The following is a 17402-nucleotide window of genomic DNA, read 5'->3' on the forward strand; positions in this document are numbered from 1 at the left end:
CGGGCCCGGTCAGGACTCGCCGCGCTCGCGGGCGATGGCACGGTAGCCGATGTCCTTGCGGTAGAAGCAGCCGTTCCAGCGGATCTTCTCGGCCAGGCGATAGGCCTGTTGCTGGGCGGCGGACACGCTCTCGCCGATGGCGGTGGCACAGAGCACGCGGCCGCCGGAGGTGACCACCTGGCCATCCTTCAGCGCGGTGCCGGCGTGGAACACCTTGCCGTCCAGCGCGGCGGCCTCGGCCAGGCCTTCGATGACCTCGCCCTTGGCGTAGTCGCCCGGATAGCCGCCGGCGGCCAGTACCACGCCCACGGTCGGACGCGGGTCCCAGGTCGCCTCGACCTTGTCCAGCGCCTTGGCCAGGGCGGCCTCGACCAGCAGGACCAGGGAGGACTCCAGGCGGACCATGATCGGCTGGGTTTCCGGATCGCCGAAGCGGCAGTTGAATTCGATGACCTTGGGCGCGCCGCTCTTGTCGATCATCAGGCCGGCATAGAGGAAGCCGGTATAGACGTTGCCTTCCTCGGCCATGCCGCGCACGGTCGGGTAGATCACTTCGTCCAGCACCCGCTGGTGGACCTCGGCGGTGACCACCGGGGCCGGCGAGTAGGCGCCCATGCCGCCGGTGTTCGGCCCGCTGTCGCCATCGCCGACGCGCTTGTGGTCCTGGCTGGTGGCCATCGGCAGCACGTTCTGGCCGTCGACCATGACGATGAAGCTGGCCTCCTCGCCATCGAGGAACTCCTCGATCACCACGCGCGAGCCGGCGTCGCCGAAGGCATTGCCGGCGAGCATGTCGCGCACGGCGGCTTCGGCTTCGTCCAGGTTCATGGCGACGATCACGCCCTTGCCCGCGGCCAGGCCATCGGCCTTGATGACGATGGGCGCGCCCTGCTCGTGCAGGTAGGCCAGGGCCGGCTCGACCTCGGTGAAGTTGCGATAGGCGGCGGTGGGGATCCGGTGGCGGGCGAGGAAGTCCTTGGTGAAGGCCTTCGAGCCTTCCAGCTGGGCGGCGCCGGCGGTCGGGCCGAAGATATCCAGGCCGCGCTCGCGGAACAGGTCGACCACGCCTGCCACCAGCGGCGCCTCGGGACCGACGATGGTCAACTGGACGTTCTTCGCGGCGAAGTCGGCCAGTTGCTCCAGGGCCAGCACGTCGATGGCGACGTTCTCGCACTTGGCTTCGGTGGCGGTGCCGGCGTTGCCCGGGGCGACGAAGACCTTCGCCACGCGCGGGTCCTGGGCGACTTTCCAGGCCAGGGCATGTTCACGACCGCCGCTGCCGATGATGAGTACGTTCATGGGGTTCTCCTGGCGCAACGGCGGGTAACGCGCCGCGTTATCCGCCCTGCGTGAAATTCGTGGGTAGGGCGGCTGACCGCATCGCGCTCAGCCGCCGTGATACTCAATGGCGGAAATGGCGCATGCCAGTGAACACCATCGCGATATCCGCCTCGTCGGCCGCCGCGATCACTTCGTTGTCGCGCATCGAGCCGCCCGGCTGGATCACCGCGGTGATGCCGGCCTTGGCCGCGTTGTCGATGCCGTCGCGGAACGGGAAGAAGGCGTCGGAAGCCATCACCGCGCCTTTCACTTCCAGGCCGGCGTGCTCGGCCTTGATCGCGGCGATCCGTGCGGAGTTGACCCGGCTCATCTGGCCGGCGCCGACGCCGACGGTCTGGCGGTTCCTGGCGTAGACGATGGCGTTGGACTTGACGAACTTGGCCACCTTCCAGGCGAAGATCAGGTCGTGGATCTCCTGCTCGGTGGGCGCGCGGCGAGTGACGATCTTCAGGTCCTCGGCCTTGATCATGCCGATGTCGCGGCTCTGTACCAGCAGGCCGCCGTTGACCCGCTTGAAGTCCCAGCCCGGGGCGCGCTCGGCTGGCCATTCGCCGCATTCGAGCAGGCGTACGTTGGCCTTGGCGGCGACCACCTCGCGGGCGGCGGCGGAAATCTTCGGCGCGATGATCACCTCGACGAACTGGCGCTCGACGATGGCCTTGGCGGTTTCGCCGTCCAGCTCGCGGTTGAAGGCGATGATGCCGCCGAACGCCGATTCGCTATCGGTGGCGTAGGCCAGGTCGTAGGCCTTGCGGATGCCGCCTTCGTCTTCCGGCACCACGGCGACGCCGCAGGGGTTGGCATGCTTGACGATCACGCAGGCCGGCTTGAGGAAGCTCTTCACGCATTCCAGGGCGGCGTCGGTGTCGGCGACGTTGTTGAACGACAGTTCCTTGCCCTGCAACTGGATGGCGGTGGAGACGCTGGCCTCGCCCTTCTTCGCCTCGACGTAGAACGCCGCGCTCTGGTGCGGGTTCTCGCCGTAGCGCATTTCCTGGGCCTTGACGAACTGACTGTTGAAGGTGCGCGGGAAGGCGCCGCGGTCGGCGGTGCCTAGGGTATCGCGGTTCTGGTCGATGGTACCCAGGTAGTTGGCGATCATGCCGTCGTAGGCGGAGGTGTGCTCGAACGCCTTGAGGGCCAGGTCGAAACGCTGGGCGTAGGTCAGGCCGCCGGCCTTGAGGGATTCGATCACGGCGGCGTAGTCGCCGGCATTGACCACGATGGCGACATCCTTGTGGTTCTTCGCCGCCGAACGGACCATGGTCGGCCCGCCGATATCGATGTTCTCGATGGCGGTAGGCAGGTCGCAGTCGGGCCTGGCCACCGTGGCCTCGAAGGGATACAGGTTGACCGCCACCAGGTCGATCGGCTTGATGCCGTGCTGCTCCATGACCGCGCCGTCCAGGTCGCGGCGACCGAGGATACCGCCATGCACCTTCGGGTGCAGGGTCTTCACCCGACCGTCCATCATTTCCGGGAAGCCGGTGTAGTCGGCCACTTCCACGGCAGAGATGCCGTTGTCCCGGAGCAGCTTGTAGGTGCCGCCGGTGGAAAGGATTTCCACGCCGAGGGCGACCAGCTCACGGGCGAAGTCGACGACGCCGGTCTTGTCGGAAACGCTGATCAGCGCGCGGCGGATGGGCAGGCGGGTGGTTTGGTCGGTCATTGCAAGGGTCCTGAGGGCTGGCTTCCGGCCGCGGGTGCCGGCCGGGACGCGCGCCCTTGGCCGGAGCCCGCCGCCGCTCTTAAAGAAGATCGTATTGCTTGAGTTTCTTGCGCAGGGTCCCGCGGTTCAGGCCGAGTAGCTCGGAGGCCTTGGTCTGGTTCCCCTTGACGTGGTTCATGACGGTTTCCAGCAGCGGCGCTTCGACTTCGCAGAGCACCATGTTGTAAACGTCCGTGACCGGCTGCCCTTCGAGGTGGGCGAAGTAGTTGTGCAATGCCTTCTCCACGCTGTCGCGCAGGGTCTGCCCTTCTTGCGTCGGCGTGGTGAGGTGCTGTTTCAGGTTGGCGTTGTCGCTCACGGGCGTTGTTCCACTCACTAAAGTCTCGGTCGTCATCGTTGTCATGCGGCCACCCCTGTTCCGTTGTTCTGGCGCTCGGCGAAGAACTGCCTGACGCTGGCGCACTGCGCATCCGTGTCCTGCAAACGATTGAACTGGGCGCGGAATTCCCTTGCGCCCGGCAGAGTCGCGAGATACCACCCCACATGCTTGCGGGCGATCCGCACACCCATTTCTTCCCCATAAAAAAGGTGCAGCTCCGCGAGGTGTTCGAGCAGGATGCTCTGCACTTCGGGAAGCGGCGCCGCCGGCAGGTGCTCGCCGGTCCGCAGGTAATGGTCGATCTCGCGGAAAATCCACGGTCTTCCCTGGGCGGCCCGACCGATCAGCAGGGCATCCACCCCGGTCTGCTCGATGACTTTCCTGGCCTTTTCCGGCGAATCGATGTCGCCATTGGCGAACACCGGTATCGACACGGCCTGCTTGATCGCCGCGATGGTCTCGTACTCCGCCTCCCCGGTGTACAGGTCGGCGCGGGTCCGGCCATGCACCGCAAGAGCCTGGATCCCCGCCTGTTCGGCGAGCTTCGCGACGGTGACGCCGTTACGGTTGTCCCGGTCCCAGCCGGTCCGGATCTTCAGGGTGACCGGTACGTCGACCGCCCTGACCACGGCATCGAGGATCTCGGCGACCAGCGCCTCGTCCCGCAGCAGGGCGGACCCCGCTGCCTTGTTGCATACCTTCTTCGCCGGGCAGCCCATGTTGATGTCGATGATCTGCGCACCGAGTTCCACATTGCGCTGCGCGGCCTCGGCCAGCATGGCCGGATCGCCGCCGGCGATCTGCACCGAGCGCGGCTCGTCCTCGCCATCGTGGATCAGGCGCAGGCGCGACTTGCGGCTGTTCCACAGGCGGACGTCGCTGGTCACCATCTCCGATACCACCATCCCGGCGCCAAGGCGACGGCAAAGCTGACGGAACGGACGATCGGTCACCCCGGCCATCGGCGCGAGGATCAGTCTGTTGGGCAGTGTATATGGGCCGATGCGTACCACCGACATGGGGCTTCCCTGTCTTGCGGTGCTGCGAAAAAAGGGAGGGCATGATACCCGCTCTGGATGACCGGATAAAGGCTGTTTTGGATAAATTCTGAACAGCCGATTCCTTAGTTCTTACAGTTGGAAGACGAGCGGCACTTGCGCCTGGCGCTCCGCGCGAGCGGTTGGGCGTAGCGGCCCGGCGGCGACCGGCGAGGTCTTTCCGGTCACTCCGGGGAATGGAAGCTCAGGCTGTAGTTCACCGCCTTCGGACCCGGGTCGAGGATGTCCAGCGACACGTGGATCGGTACCTGCGGTGGCATTTCCGTTCGTCCGGCCAGCTCGCCGCCGAGGTACTCGCCGGGCTTGAAGCGGCGATTGGCGATGAGGTGGCCGTTGAGGTCGGCGAAGCGCAGTTCCAGCAGCGGGAACGGCTGCGAGAAGCTGGCGCGATTGTAGATGATCGCGTCGACCACCAGCGCGCCGCTGAATTCGGGATGGCTGCGGACCACCAGGTTGCTGCTCCTGATCTGCTCCACGTCGACCTTGGAGGGAAGGGTGCAGCCGATTTCCGGGCAGAGCTGGGCGAACCAGGGGCGATAGGCGTCCTGGCGCGCCAGTTCGTCGAAATGGTAGGCGATGTACTGAGCGGCGAGACCGCCCAGCGCCAGCAGGATCAGCAGCAGCCAGCCGAGACGCCGCGGCCATTGGCGCCGGGGCTTCTCCCAGGCCAGTTGCAGCGGCTCGTCGCGCAACTGGTCGAGACTCTCGACCGGCGCCTCGTCCGGTTTGCGGGCGCTGCCCAGGGGCGCGACGGACTGTTCCTCGGCGCTTTCCTCGTCGTCTTCATCCAGGGCGCTCAGGCCGTGGCGGCGCTTGCCGAGGCTGGGCTCGTCGTCATCGTCGTCATCGAGGCTGAGGCGAAGTTCCGGCGGATCCTCGGCGCGGCGCAGCGGCACGAAGGATACCCGCTCTTCCGCCAGCGGTTCGCCGAGGCTCGGTTCCTGGCGCGGGTTGCCGCGCGCCGGCTGGGCCGGTTCGGCATCGGCGATCAGCGCCTCGGCCCAGCGTTCGTCGTGTGGATCGCGTTCGTCGTCGCGGCGCGCCAGCAGGCTCTCCGCCGGTCGCGGGGCCTTCTCGATGCTGGAGAACTCCTGGTTCAGCTCGAATTCGTCGAGCTTGGCCAGTTCCTCGTCGAGGTTGAGGCTGTCCAGGTCGAGGTCGTCATGGATCCACAGGGTTTCGTCGCGCGGGCGCGCTGCCGGGGGCGCGCCCGCGACGCTGGGCGCGGGTGGCGGAGCGGCGACCGGCTTCGCTTCGGCTGCCGAAGGAGCGTTCGCGCGCGGCGCGCCACCGACCTGGTGTTGCAGGGCGTTGAAGACTTTCAGGCAGGTGCCGCAGCGGACCGCGCCATTGGCGGCGCCCAGTTGCGCGTCGTTGACGCGGAAACTGGTGCTGCAATGGGGACATTGGGTGATGACGCTTTCGCTCATGCGGCGATCCGTAGGGAAAATCCGGCGGCTAGTCTACCCCAAGCTTCTTGCACGAAGGCAGTGGGGCGGGATCAGTGGTGGCTGGCGGCGCGCCATCAATCGGCGCGGCGGCGGCCGCTGATGCGGATCCAGCCTTCGCGCTCGGCGGTCGGGTCGAGATCGAAGTGTGCGGAGTAGGCCGCGCGGACCTCCTCGGCCTGCTCGGCGAGGATGCCGGACAACGCCAGCAGGCCGCCGGGACGTACCAGGCCGGTCAGTTGCGGGGCGAGGGAAACCAGCGGGCCGGCGAGGATATTGGCGACCAGCACGTCGGCCTGTCGCTGCGGCAGGTCCGCCGGCAGGTAGACAGGGAACCGCGCGGGCTCGATACCGTTGCGCGAGGCATTGTCGCGCGAGGCTTCCAGGGCCTGTGGATCGATGTCGGTGCCGACCGCCCGTTCGGCGCCGAGCAGCAGCGCGGCGATGGCGAGGATTCCCGAGCCGCAGCCGAAGTCGAGCACCTGCCGGCCGGCCAGTTCCTGGCCGTCGAGCCATTCCAGGCACAGCGCGGTGGTCGGGTGGGTGCCGGTGCCGAAGGCCAGGCCCGGATCGAGCAGCAGGTTGACCGCGTCCGGCTCGGGGGCGGCGTGCCAGCTCGGCACGATCCACAGGCGGCGGCCGAAACGCATCGGCTGGAAGTTGTCCATCCAGCTGCGTTCCCAATCCTGGTCGGCGATTTCCTCGACATGGTGCTCGGGCAGGTCGCCGCCGGTAAGCAAGGCGAGGTGGGCGAGCAGGGCGGTCTCATCGGTGTCCGCTTCGAACAGCGCCAGCAGGTGGGTGCGCGACCACAGCGGGGTGGTGCCGAGGTCCGGCTCGAAGATCGGCTGGTCTTCGGCGTCCATGAAGGTCACGGAGACGGCGCCGACTTCGAGCAGGGCGTCTTCGTAGGTTTCGGCCTGTTCCGGGGTGATGGCCAGGCGAACTTGTAACCAGGGCATGGGGCGACCTCTGTTGCGGCTGTAAACGAAACGGGCCGCCCAGGGGCGACCCGTTTTCCACCGCGCAAGCTTACTTGAGGCTAGCCGGCGCTGCCACTCTCTGCCGTGGCCTCGCCGCGCAGTTGCGCCAGGCCGCGATTGGCCAGGTGGCAGGTACCGCCGCCGAGCACCGCCGGCAGCAGCAGGTTGAGCAGCGGCACCAGCGCCAGGAGCAGTATCAGCAGGCCGAACAGCAACAGGCTGCCGCGGCGAGCACGAAGCACGGCGAGCTGCTCGCCGGCATCGGCCAGCCCGGCCAGCGTGGCGGGCAGCAGGAAGCGGATGTTCAGGTAGGCCAGCGCCAGCAGCAGGAGTACACCGTTGTAGAGCGGAACCAGCAGGCCGACCAGGATCGATCCGGAAACGCCCAGCCAGGGTGCCAGGCGGAAGCCGGCGGCACGCCACAGCGAGATCCTTTCGCCGGAGGCAGGTGCCAATCGCGGGTAGCGTTGGCGGACCTGTTCCTTCAGTTGTCCGAGCAGGCCGATGCGCAGGCCCAGGCGGATGCCGAAGACGATGCTGGCGGCGTACAGGGCGACGAAGAACAGCGCGGCATAGCCGACGAAATAGAACGCCAGTTGCGCCAGTCCCGCCAGGCCGTTGAAGGCCGCCAGCGGATCGAAGTACGGGCCACCGCTGCCGGCCTCGATCAGCGAGCCGCTGGGGATCAGGGCGAAGTTGGCCACGCTGAATGCCGTGTACAGCGCGGCCCAGCCGCAGAGGCGGATGATCGGTTCGAAGAAATGCACGAACAGCCAGGTGCACAGCACGCTGACGAGAATGCACAGGCTCGCGGAGCGGAAGAGTGCGGCGGGTTGCAGGCTTTCCCTGAAACCCAAGGCGAAGCAGGTCGCGGCCTCGGTCGCGGCGGCCAGCGATTGGCGGTACCAGCGGCGGATGCGTTCCATGCAGGAGTCCGGTGGTGGAGGGGCGACGAGGATAGCACCGTTGGGGCGGCCGGCAGGCGGAAACGACAAGGGCCGCCCGGAGGCAGCCCTTGTGCGCAGCGACTGACGGATCAGTGCTTGTCCATACCCAGTTTCTTCTCCAGGTAATGGATGTTCACCCCGCCCTTGCAGAAGGCGGCGTCGCGCACCAGGTCCTTGTGCAGTTCGGTATTGGTCTTGATACCGTCGACGATCAACTCGTCCAGGGCATTGCGCATCCGCGCCAGCGCCTCGTCGCGGTCGGCACCGTAGGTGATGACCTTGCCGACCAGCGAGTCGTAGTTCGGCGGCACGCTGTAGCCGCTGTAGAGGTGCGAGTCGACGCGCACGCCGTTGCCGCCGGGGGCGTGGAAGTGCTTGACCTTGCCCGGGCTGGGCATGAAGGTCTTCGGGTCTTCGGCGTTGATCCGGCATTCCAGCGCATGGCCGCGGATGACCACGTCCTCCTGGCGGATCGAGAGCTTCTCGCCGGAGGCGATGCGCAGCATCTCCTTGACGATGTCGACACCGGTGACCATCTCAGATACCGGGTGCTCCACCTGCACGCGAGTGTTCATCTCGATGAAGTAGAAGCGGCCGTTCTCGTAGAGGAACTCGAAGGTGCCGGCGCCGCGGTAGCCGATCTCGATGCAGGCCTGGACGCAGCGGGCGAAGACTTCCTGGCGAGCCTTCTCGTCGATGCCGGTGGCCGGCGCCTCTTCGATCACCTTCTGGTGGCGGCGCTGCAGGGAGCAGTCGCGGTCGCCGAGGTGGATGGCGTTGCCCTGGCCGTCGGAAAGCACCTGGACTTCCACGTGGCGCGGGTTGGTCAGGAACTTCTCCAGGTAGACCATCGGGTTGCCGAACGCCGCGCCGGCCTCGGTGCGGGTCAGCTTGGCCGACTTGATCAGCTCGGACTCGTCGTAGACCACGCGCATGCCGCGCCCACCGCCGCCGCCGGCGGCCTTGATGATCACCGGGTAGCCGACCTCGCGGGCGATCGCCAGGGCGGTCTCTTCATCTTCCGGCAGCGGGCCGTCGGAGCCCGGCACGGTGGGGACGCCGGCGCGCTTCATGGCGTCCTTGGCCGAAACCTTGTCGCCCATCAGGCGGATCACCTCGGCGGTCGGGCCGACGAAGGTGAAGCCGGAGCGTTCGATCTGCTCGGCGAAGTCGGCGTTCTCGGCGAGGAAGCCGTAGCCGGGGTGGATCGCGGTGGCGCCGGTGACCTCGGCCGCGGCGATGATCGCCGGGATCTGCAGGTACGACTGGGTGGCCGGGGCCGGACCGATGCACACCGATTCGTCGGCGAGCGACAGGTGCATCAACTCGCGGTCGGCGGTGGAGTGTACCGCCACCGTCTTGATCCCCAGCTCCTTGCATGCGCGAAGGATGCGCAAGGCGATTTCGCCGCGGTTGGCGATCAGCACTTTTTCCAACATCGCAGGTTCCCCGCGGCTTAGACGATGGTGAACAGCGGCTGGTCGAACTCAACCGGCTGGCCGTTCTCCACCAGGATCGACTCGATGGTGCCGCTAACTTCGGCTTCGATGTGGTTCATCATCTTCATGGCTTCGACGATGCACAGGATGTCGCCTTTCTTCACGCTCTGGCCGACTTCGACGAAGTTGGCCGAGGTCGGCGAGGCGGCGCGGTAGAAGGTGCCGACCATCGGCGAGCGAACCACGTTGCCGTTCAGCTTCGGAGCGGCCGGGGCGCTTTCCGCGGCAGCGGCGGCCGGAGCGGCGGCTGCCGGCGCCGGCGCGGCGACCGGAGCGGCGAAGGCCGGAGCCTGTGCGTACACCGGCTGGGCGGCGGTCTTGCTGTGGCGGCTGATGCGTACCGACTCTTCGCCTTCGCGGATTTCCAGCTCGTCGATACCGGACTCTTCCAGCAGCTCGATCAGTTTCTTGACTTTACGAATGTCCATTAGCGCTAGCACTCCCAGTGAGGTCAGGGGCGTTGAAGTTGTTCAAGGGCGGATTCCAGGGCCAGGCGGTAGCCTGTGGCGCCGAGACCGCAGATCACCCCTACCGCCACGTCGGAGAAGTAGGAGTGATGCCGGAAAGGTTCACGTTTGTGCACGTTCGACAGGTGCACTTCGATGAATGGGATGCTCACCGCAAGCAGCGCGTCACGTAACGCGACGCTGGTATGGGTGAATGCCGCCGGATTGATGATGATGAAGTCCACGCCTTCGTCGCGCGCGGCATGGATCCGGTCGATCAGTTCGTATTCGGCGTTGCTCTGCAGATGCAGCAGGTGGTGGCCGGCTTCGCGGGCGCGGCGCTCGAGGTCCTGGTTGATCTGCCCGAGGGTGGTCGAACCGTAGGTGCCGGGCTCGCGGGTGCCCAGCAGGTTCAGATTCGGCCCGTGCAATACGAGGAGGGTCGCCATTGTCTTGTTGATTGTCCTGTACAGGCTGCAAACGGCAAGCGGGCACTATGCCGGAATTTCCGTATGACTGTCCAGTCACTGTTAGATTGCAGTAGATCGCCGCATGTTGACCGGCAATTGCGGCAGAAGTATGTCAGCGCATGTCACTGCCGGGTAGCGGCCCGGCGCAGTCGTTCGGCGAGCCCGGCGGCGTCGATCTCTCCGATGACGCGCAAGTCGCTCCATTCGTCACCGCCCGGGGCGAAGAACAGGATCGCCGGCGGACCGAACAGGTTGTAGCGGTCCAGCAGGCCGCGCTGGGCCGGGTTGCTTTCGGTGATGTCGAAGCGCAGCAGGCGGTAGGCCGGCAGTCGTGCCTGCACCGTGGGATCGGTGAGAACCTGGCGCTCGATGACCTTGCAACTGATGCACCAGTCCGCATACCAGTCCAGCAGCACCGGCTTGCCGGCCTGACGTGCCTCGGCCAGGGCGGCGTCCAACTGCGCCGGGGTGGTCAGGTTCTGCCATTCGCCGGGCGTGCTCGGCGGCCCGGCATGGATCGACGGCACCGAGCGGCCCAGCGGATGGATCGGGTCCGACTCGCCCTGCAGGGCGCCGATCCAGGCGGCCACCGCGTAGGTCAGGAACATCAGGCCAAGCAGTTGCAGCAGGCGGCGTGCGGCGCTCTTCGGGGTGAATTCGAGGGCGCCCAGGGCCAGGCCGGCGCCGCCGGCGAGCATGCCCCAGAGCATCAGCGCCACCGGGCCGGACACCACCCGCTCCAGCAGCCACACGGCGACCGCCAGCAACAGCACGCCGAAGGCGTTGCGCACGCCGTTCATCCAGGCTCCGCTCTTGGGCAGCAGGGCGCCGCCGCCGGCGCCGAACACCACCAGCGGCGTACCCATGCCCAGGCCGAGGGCGAACAGTTGCAGGCCGCCCCCCCAGGCATCGCCGCTGGCGCTGATATAGAGCAGCGAGGCGGCCAGCGGGGCGGAGACGCAGGGCGAGACCAGCAGGCTGGAAAGCACGCCGAGGGTGGCCGCGCCGAGGATCGAGCCGCCGCGCGCATCGCCGGCCAGGCGGTCGAGCGGTTCGCGGATGAAGCCGGGCAGGCGCAGCTCGAAGAAGCCGAACATGGCCACGGCGAACAGCGCGAAGAACGCCGCGAATGGCACCAGTACCCAGGGCGACTGCAATTGCGCCTGGAGATTGAGGCTGGCGCCGAACATGCCCATCAGCGCGCCGAGCAGGGCGAAGCAGAGCGCCATCGGCAGCACGTAGGCGAGCGACAGGACGAAGCCGCGACCACCGCCCGGCCGGCCGCGCAGGACCACTCCGGAGAGGATCGGCAGCATCGGCAGCACGCAGGGGGTGAAGGTCAGGGTCAGGCCGGCGAGGAAGAAGAACAGCAGGCTGCGCTTGCCCTTGTGCTCGAGCGGGCCCTTGCCGGCCGCGTCGCTCGCGGCTGGCGTCGCGGCACCGCCGTCGATGTCGAAGCGCCTGGTTTCCGGGGGGTAGCAGAGGCCCTTGTCGGCGCAGCCCTGGTACGTCACCACGAGGGTATAGGGCTGCCGTGCCGGGTTGTTCAGGGGAATCTCCAGGTCGACGATGTTGTAGTAGACCTCGGTATCGCCGAAGTACTCGTCGTGGTGCTGCTTGCCCGCCGGCAGCTGCACCTGGCCGAGGCTGACCTGGGCTGGCTCGACCTTGAACTGGAAGCGGTGGCGGTAGAGGTAGTAGCCCTCGGCGTTGACGAAGCGCAGCAGCACGTGCTGCGCGTCGCTGCGCTCGACGCTGGGCTTGAACGCCTGGTCGACCTTGAGGAAGTCGCCGCCATCGAGGCCGCCGCCGAGGGAGGCGCCGGGACGGCTGTCGAACAGGCCCGCGCCGGCGGGCAGGGCGACCAGCAGGAGGATCAGGGTCAGCAGGCGGCGCATGGATATCTCGTCGGATCAAAAGCCGGAATGATAGCGGAAAGCCGGGCCCGATCGAGCCCCGTGCGGCTGATCAGGTCCTGCCCCGGTTCCGCTGAGCGGTATCCGACCGGTCCGAAGCCAGACGGTTCCTCTGGCGCCTTGCGGCACGTCGCCGCAGGGTCACAGGCGGAAGGCCTGCACCGTGGTGCGTAGGTCGCCGCCCAGTTGCCGCAGTTGCTCGCCCTGTTCGCGGCTATGGCCGATCAGCCGCAGGTTTTCCCCGCCCAGGGCGTGGATGCGTTCGCTGTGCGAGCGAATCTCGCCGACCGCCTGGCTCTGCTGGGTCGAGCCTTCGGCGATGCGTTCGGCCATCACGCCGATGGTATGGATCGCGGCGACCACTTCGTCCAGCGCGCCCTCCGCCGCGCCGGCCTGTTCGGCGGTGCGTTCGGCATGCTCGACCTGGCTGCGCATGGCCTCCACCGATTGCCGCGCGGCCTGTTGCAGGCGGCCGATGAGCTGCTGGATCTCCTCGGTGGCCCCGGCGGTGCGCTGGGCCAGCGAGCGGACTTCCTCGGCGACCACGGCGAAGCCGCGGCCCTGGTCGCCGGCGCGGGCGGCCTCGATGGCGGCATTGAGGGCGAGCAGGTTGGTCTGTTCGGCGATCGAGCGGATCACCGTCAGCACGCTGCCGATGGTCGCCGACTCCTCGGCCAGGCGCTCGATCGACTGGGCGTTGCCTTGCACCTCGTCGACCAGCTCGCGCAGGCCGCCCAGGCTCTCGCCGATCACCCGCTGGCCATGCTCCACTGCCTGGCCTGCGCTGCGACTGGCGTCGGCGGTCTGGCTGGCGTCTCCGGCGACCTGCTGGATCGCCGCTTCCATGTCGCCGAGGGCGTCGCGGATCTGCCCGGTATCGCCGGCCTGGTGCTCGACCCCGGCGTGCAGGCCGCTGCTGACCTCGGCCAGGGTCTGGCTGCTGCCGGCGACCTGTTCGGCGCGGCGGTGGATCGCGCCGACCAGCTCGGCGAGGAAGCTGCGCAGGCGGTTCAGCGAATCTTCCAGGTTGCGCAGGTCCTCGGTGCGGGTATGCAGGGATATGGGGCGCGAGAAGTCGCCGTCGGCCCAGGCCGAGAGCGCCGGCACCAGTTGCCCGAGGACCCGCGCCAGGCGTCTTTGCAGGCTGTCGATGGCGAGGGCGATGAGCAGGATCAGGGCGATCATCCCACCCTGGATCAGGCGTACCTGGCCTTGCAGGCGCTGGCGTTCGCCGCGCACCTGCGGTTCCAGGGTGGCCAGGGCCTGGCGCACCGCGTCCAGTCTGGCGCCGGTGTCGGCGGACAGTTGCTGGCGACGCTCGATCAGGTCGCGGGTGCGGCGTAACTCGTCCGGATAGCGTTGCAGCAGGCTGGCGAGTTCGCGCCGCAGCGCCACGCCGCGGTCTTCGGCATTGCCGGCGCCAGCCTCGGCGTCGCCGGCCAGCCCCATCATGGCGGCGAAGTCGTCGCTGGCCGAGCGTTGCTCGTCGAGCACGCCGAGCAGCGGCAAGGCCTCGATCCGCCCGGCCTGCTCGCGCAGGTTGGCCAATTCGCGCTCGACGTCGCCGGCCAGGGCCGGGTTGGCGCTTTCCACCAGCTTGGCGCGGGCCAGGCTGAGGCGGGTCAGGTGCAGGCTGGCGAGCAGCAGCGGGGTGCGGTAGGCGCCGGCCTGGGGCTGCCCCGCCGCGGCGTCCAGGTAGGCGGACCATTGTTCCAGGTTGCCGGTGAGGTCGCGCTCGGCCTGTAGCAGCAGGCCCTGCGGGTCGCCGGCGAGCTTGCCGGCGGCGAGCAGGTCGCCGGCGCTGAATTCGCGCAACTCCGCGAGGCTTGGCGCGAGGGTCCGGGCGAGGTCCGGCGGTAGCTCCGGCAAGGCCTCGGCGAGGCTTTCCAGGGCTTGCAGCGCGGCCTGCTGGCGCACGGCGTCGCCGCTGCCGAGGTACTGGCGGATGTTGCGCGCGACCTGTTCGTCGAAGCGCTGTGACAGCTCCAGGTACTGGTCGAGCAACTGGAAGGGCCGCTCCATGGCGCGTTGCGACCACCACAGGGTGATTCCCAGGGCGAGGCAGACGGTGAGCAGGAGCAGGGTGTTGAGGTTGGTGAGTTGCTTGAGGCGCATGGCGAGTCTCGTCCGACTACGGAACGGCGAGATCGCAGGTTATTTCCGTTCGGTTACCGGCTGATGACAAAAGGCCATTATCGAGCGTCGGGACGATATACTTCGATCCGGTTGCGCCCGCCGTGCTTGGCCCGGTACAGCGCTTCGTCGGCCTGCTTGGCCATGCTCTTGATATCGAGGTCCGGGGTCAGCTCGGCGATGCCGCAACTGAAGGTGCAGCGCAGGTCGGTCGGTTGCGCCGGGTAGTGGATCTCGGCGAAGCGCTGGCGAATCTCGTCGAGCACCAGGCGCGCGGCGTCCAGGTCGGTGTCCGGAAGGACCACGGCGAACTCTTCGCCGCCATAGCGGCCGATGTGGTCGGTCTTGCGCAGGCGTTGCTTGAGGAACAGCGCCAGGCCCTTGATCACCCGGTCGCCCATGGGGTGGCCGAAACGGTCGTTGACCTGCTTGAAGTGGTCGATGTCGAGCATCGCGAAGCTCAGCGGACGGCCATCGCGACGTGCGCGCAGACGGGCGTCCTCGAGCAGTTGCAGGGTATGGGTGTGGTTGTACAGGCCGGTCAGGCTGTCGCGCACCATCCGCGCCTTCAGGCTGCGCGCGCGGCTGGCGCGGGTGCGCACGGTGGCGATCAGGTGGCGCGGGCGGATCGGCTTGGTGAGGAAGTCGTCGCCGCCTTCGCTCATGGCGTCCAGCTGCTTGTCCAGGTCGTCCTCGGCGGACAGGTAGATGATCGGCACGCTGACGTGGCGCTCGTGCTGGCGGATCACCTTGGCCAATTCGGTGCCCAGGCATTCGGGCATGTACATGTCGAGGATGATCAGGTCGGGCTGGAAGTCGCTCAGCTCGGCCATCACCGACAGTGGCTCGGTGAGTGCGCGGGTGATGATCCCGGCGCTGTTGAGGACCATCTCGGTGTGCAGCGCCTGGGCCCGGGAGTCGTCGACGATCAGTACCCGGTAGGGCTCGTAGAAGCTCAGGCGGCTGAGGGTCTCGATCTTTTCCAGCACGCTGGAGGCGTCCAGGGTGCCGGTGAAGAATTCCTGGCCGCCGGCGCGGGCCGCGGCCAGGCGGGTCGGTGTGTCGGTTTCGCTGTCGCTGAAGAACAGCACCGGCAGCTTGTGTTCGAGGCCGGCCTGGGCCTCGCTGGCCAGTCGCAGGCCCATGTCGGGGCCGGCGAAGTCGACTTCCATGACGATCGCCGCCGGGTAGCGTTCGCGCATGCTGGCGCGGAAGGCGTCGGCGGTCTCGCAGCTCAGCGCCTGCAGACCGAAGAACTCCAGTTGCTGGGCCAGGCGCTCGGCGCGTTCGCGGTCCTTCAGTGCCAGGTAGACCGGTTTGCGCAACGGCGGCAGGACGGTGTGCTCGAGCTGGTCGCCATGCCGCAGGCCGGTGCGCGACAGGCGCTGCATCAACTGGTTGAGTTCGCTGATCGACTCGCTGGAAAGCCGGCCGCGGTTGGCCTCGACGACGTCCAGGGTACGGTCGATGGCACCGGCCAACTGGGCATGCTCGGCTTGCTCGAAGCGTTCGGCGTAGCGCTGCAGGCGCAGGGTGGCGTCGGCCAGTTCTTCCATGCCGTCGCTGTTCCACTCCGCGCGGGTCAGGCGTTGCCAGACCTCCAGAACCTGGCGCGCCTGGTTGATCACTCGCTGGGCGAAGTGGTGCTTCAGGCGGTCCAGGGTCGGGTCATCGTGCTCGGTCATCATGACGCGCTTCTTTCGTGGTCTTCGCGGCAGAGCGTCGCTGCGAATGATGGCTCTATGCTATCACCTATCGCCATGAAAGCCAGCGGCCGTTGGGCGGCTGACGAGAGGAGCCTTTTCTTTTCCAAATGTCATCCCCACCTGTTGGTGGGTGCCTTTGTGCGACGGACTACGGCATGCTTATGCCTGTTTCGGAAAATTCTCACTGAGCATTCCGGCACAAAACCGGCTTCCACTACGCTGAAAGCCGACGATGCCGAGGTTTTCGGCGTCCTGGAAGGGTTGGCGCTTGGCACGGAACGCGTTCGCCATGGTCCAATCCCCCATCTATCGAGCTGTTTTAAGGACCCTTGCCATGCTGGACTGGAAGAAGCGTCGTGGGACCATGCGCGATCGCGTGGACAATTCCGTGGATGATGTGCGTACCTACTTCGGCGGCCCCTGGCTGGTGCGCGTGGTGGGAGGCCTGCTGGGCATCTACCTGCTGGTGGCGATGCTGGTCGGCTGGTACTGGAGCCAGGAACCCGACCTGTTCCCCGTGCAGCAGGGCGCCCAGGCCGCCGCCGAGCGCGCCGGGCGGCAGATGGTCACCGGCTACACCACGGTGGAAACCCTCAAGGAAGTAGTCGATACCCTGCTGACCAAGCCGGGCGGCTACATCTCCAACGACATCTTCCCGCCGGGCATCTGGATGGACAACATGCCCAGCTGGGAGTATGGCGTGCTGGTCCAGGTGCGCGACATCAGCCGGGCGCTGCGCAAGGATTTCGCCCGTTCGCAGTCGCAGTCCACCGAGGACGCCGACCTGGCTCGCGCCGAGCCGCGTTTCAACTTCGACAACAAGAGCTGGGCGCTGCCGGCGTCCGAGTCGGAGTACCAGGAAGGCATCAAGTCGCTGGACCGCTACCTGGCTCGCCTGTCCGACCCGAACCAGCCCAACGCGCAGTTCTATGCCCGTGCCGACAACCTGAACAACTGGCTGGGCGACGTCGCCACCCGCCTGGGCTCGCTGTCCCAGCGCCTGTCGGCGAGCGTCGGCCGGGTCAAGCTGAACACCAACATCAAGAACCCCGAAGAGGTACAGCCGGGCGAGGCGCCCAAGGTCGAGGAAGTGGTCCAGGAAACCCCCTGGCTGCAGATCGACAACGTCTTCTACGAGGCCCGGGGCCAGGCCTGGGCGCTGTCGCACCTGCTGCGCGCCATCGAGGTCGACTTCGCCGACGTGCTGGCGAAGAAGAACGCCACGGTCAGCGTGCGGCAGATCATCCGCGAACTGGAGGCCGCGCAGGAGCCGTTGTGGAGCCCGATGGTGCTGAACGGCAGCGGCTACGGCATCCTGGCCAACCACTCGCTGGTGATGGCCAACTACATTTCCCGCGCCAACGCCGCGGTGATCGACCTGCGCCAGCTGCTTTCCCAGGGCTGACC

Annotated in this window: 14 protein-coding genes; 1 reads left to right on the plus strand and 13 read right to left on the minus strand. The window is 67.4% G+C overall.

Going from position 1 to position 17402, the window contains the following annotated elements:
- Positions 1-9: 9 nt before the first annotated feature.
- The 13 genes from purD to gcbA all read right to left on the minus strand — a co-directional run bounded on the left by purD (position 10) and on the right by gcbA (position 15977).
- A complete protein-coding gene (gene purD, locus JHD77_RS09645) occupies positions 10-1299 on the minus strand; it encodes a phosphoribosylamine--glycine ligase (protein WP_003105150.1) in 1290 nt (429 codons plus the stop codon).
- Positions 1300-1402: 103 nt separating this feature from the next.
- Entirely contained in the window at positions 1403-3010 is a 1608-nt protein-coding gene (gene purH, locus JHD77_RS09650) for a bifunctional phosphoribosylaminoimidazolecarboxamide formyltransferase/IMP cyclohydrolase (protein ID WP_023090900.1), read from the minus strand.
- A gap of 79 nt (positions 3011-3089) precedes the next feature.
- Positions 3090-3413, minus strand: a complete 324-nt coding sequence (gene fis / locus JHD77_RS09655) for a DNA-binding transcriptional regulator Fis (protein WP_003121116.1) — start codon at positions 3411-3413, stop codon at positions 3090-3092.
- Positions 3410-4408: a tRNA dihydrouridine synthase DusB gene (gene dusB, locus JHD77_RS09660; protein WP_003095402.1), complete on the minus strand. Its 999-nt coding sequence runs from the start codon at positions 4406-4408 to the stop codon at positions 3410-3412. The genes fis and dusB overlap by 4 nt, the downstream gene beginning before the upstream one ends.
- Positions 4409-4611: 203 nt before the next feature.
- Positions 4612-5877, minus strand: a complete 1266-nt coding sequence (locus tag JHD77_RS09665; protein ID WP_031756950.1) for a DUF3426 domain-containing protein — start codon at positions 5875-5877, stop codon at positions 4612-4614.
- Between the two features lie 95 nt (positions 5878-5972).
- Positions 5973-6857 carry a 50S ribosomal protein L11 methyltransferase gene (gene prmA, locus JHD77_RS09670; protein WP_003112237.1) on the minus strand — a complete coding sequence of 295 codons (885 nt, stop codon included), beginning with the start codon at positions 6855-6857 and terminating at the stop codon, positions 5973-5975.
- An 80-nt stretch (positions 6858-6937) separates the two neighbouring features.
- Positions 6938-7804, minus strand: coding sequence for an EI24 domain-containing protein (locus JHD77_RS09675; protein WP_003112326.1), 867 nt, complete (start codon positions 7802-7804; stop codon positions 6938-6940).
- 110 nt (positions 7805-7914) lie between these two features.
- Positions 7915-9264 (minus strand): acetyl-CoA carboxylase biotin carboxylase subunit, encoded by a 1350-nt coding sequence (accC, locus tag JHD77_RS09680; RefSeq protein WP_191519350.1) that lies wholly within the window; start codon positions 9262-9264, stop codon positions 7915-7917.
- 17 nt (positions 9265-9281) lie between these two features.
- Positions 9282-9752 carry an acetyl-CoA carboxylase biotin carboxyl carrier protein gene (gene accB, locus JHD77_RS09685; protein ID WP_003110495.1) on the minus strand — a complete coding sequence of 157 codons (471 nt, stop codon included), beginning with the start codon at positions 9750-9752 and terminating at the stop codon, positions 9282-9284.
- 23 nt (positions 9753-9775) lie between these two features.
- Complete coding sequence (gene aroQ / locus JHD77_RS09690) at positions 9776-10219, minus strand: type II 3-dehydroquinate dehydratase (protein ID WP_003095385.1); 444 nt, start codon at positions 10217-10219, stop codon at positions 9776-9778.
- A 143-nt stretch (positions 10220-10362) separates the two neighbouring features.
- Positions 10363-12138, minus strand: a complete 1776-nt coding sequence (locus JHD77_RS09695) for a protein-disulfide reductase DsbD (RefSeq protein ID WP_023092661.1) — start codon at positions 12136-12138, stop codon at positions 10363-10365.
- 159 nt (positions 12139-12297) lie between these two features.
- Entirely contained in the window at positions 12298-14271 is a 1974-nt protein-coding gene (gene ctpL, locus JHD77_RS09700) for a methyl-accepting chemotaxis protein CtpL (RefSeq protein WP_031756948.1), read from the minus strand.
- Positions 14272-14348: 77 nt separating this feature from the next.
- A complete protein-coding gene (gene gcbA, locus JHD77_RS09705) occupies positions 14349-15977 on the minus strand; it encodes a diguanylate cyclase GcbA (RefSeq protein WP_003106227.1) in 1629 nt (542 codons plus the stop codon).
- A gap of 352 nt (positions 15978-16329) precedes the next feature.
- On the opposite strand from gcbA, the gene JHD77_RS09710 reads away from it, so the two are divergent.
- Positions 16330-17400, plus strand: a complete 1071-nt coding sequence (locus tag JHD77_RS09710) for a DUF2333 family protein (protein ID WP_009877155.1) — start codon at positions 16330-16332, stop codon at positions 17398-17400.
- Positions 17401-17402 lie beyond the last annotated feature (2 nt).

Source organism: Pseudomonas sp. P20, assembly GCF_016463925.1.
GTDB classification, from domain to species: domain Bacteria; phylum Pseudomonadota; class Gammaproteobacteria; order Pseudomonadales; family Pseudomonadaceae; genus Pseudomonas; species Pseudomonas aeruginosa.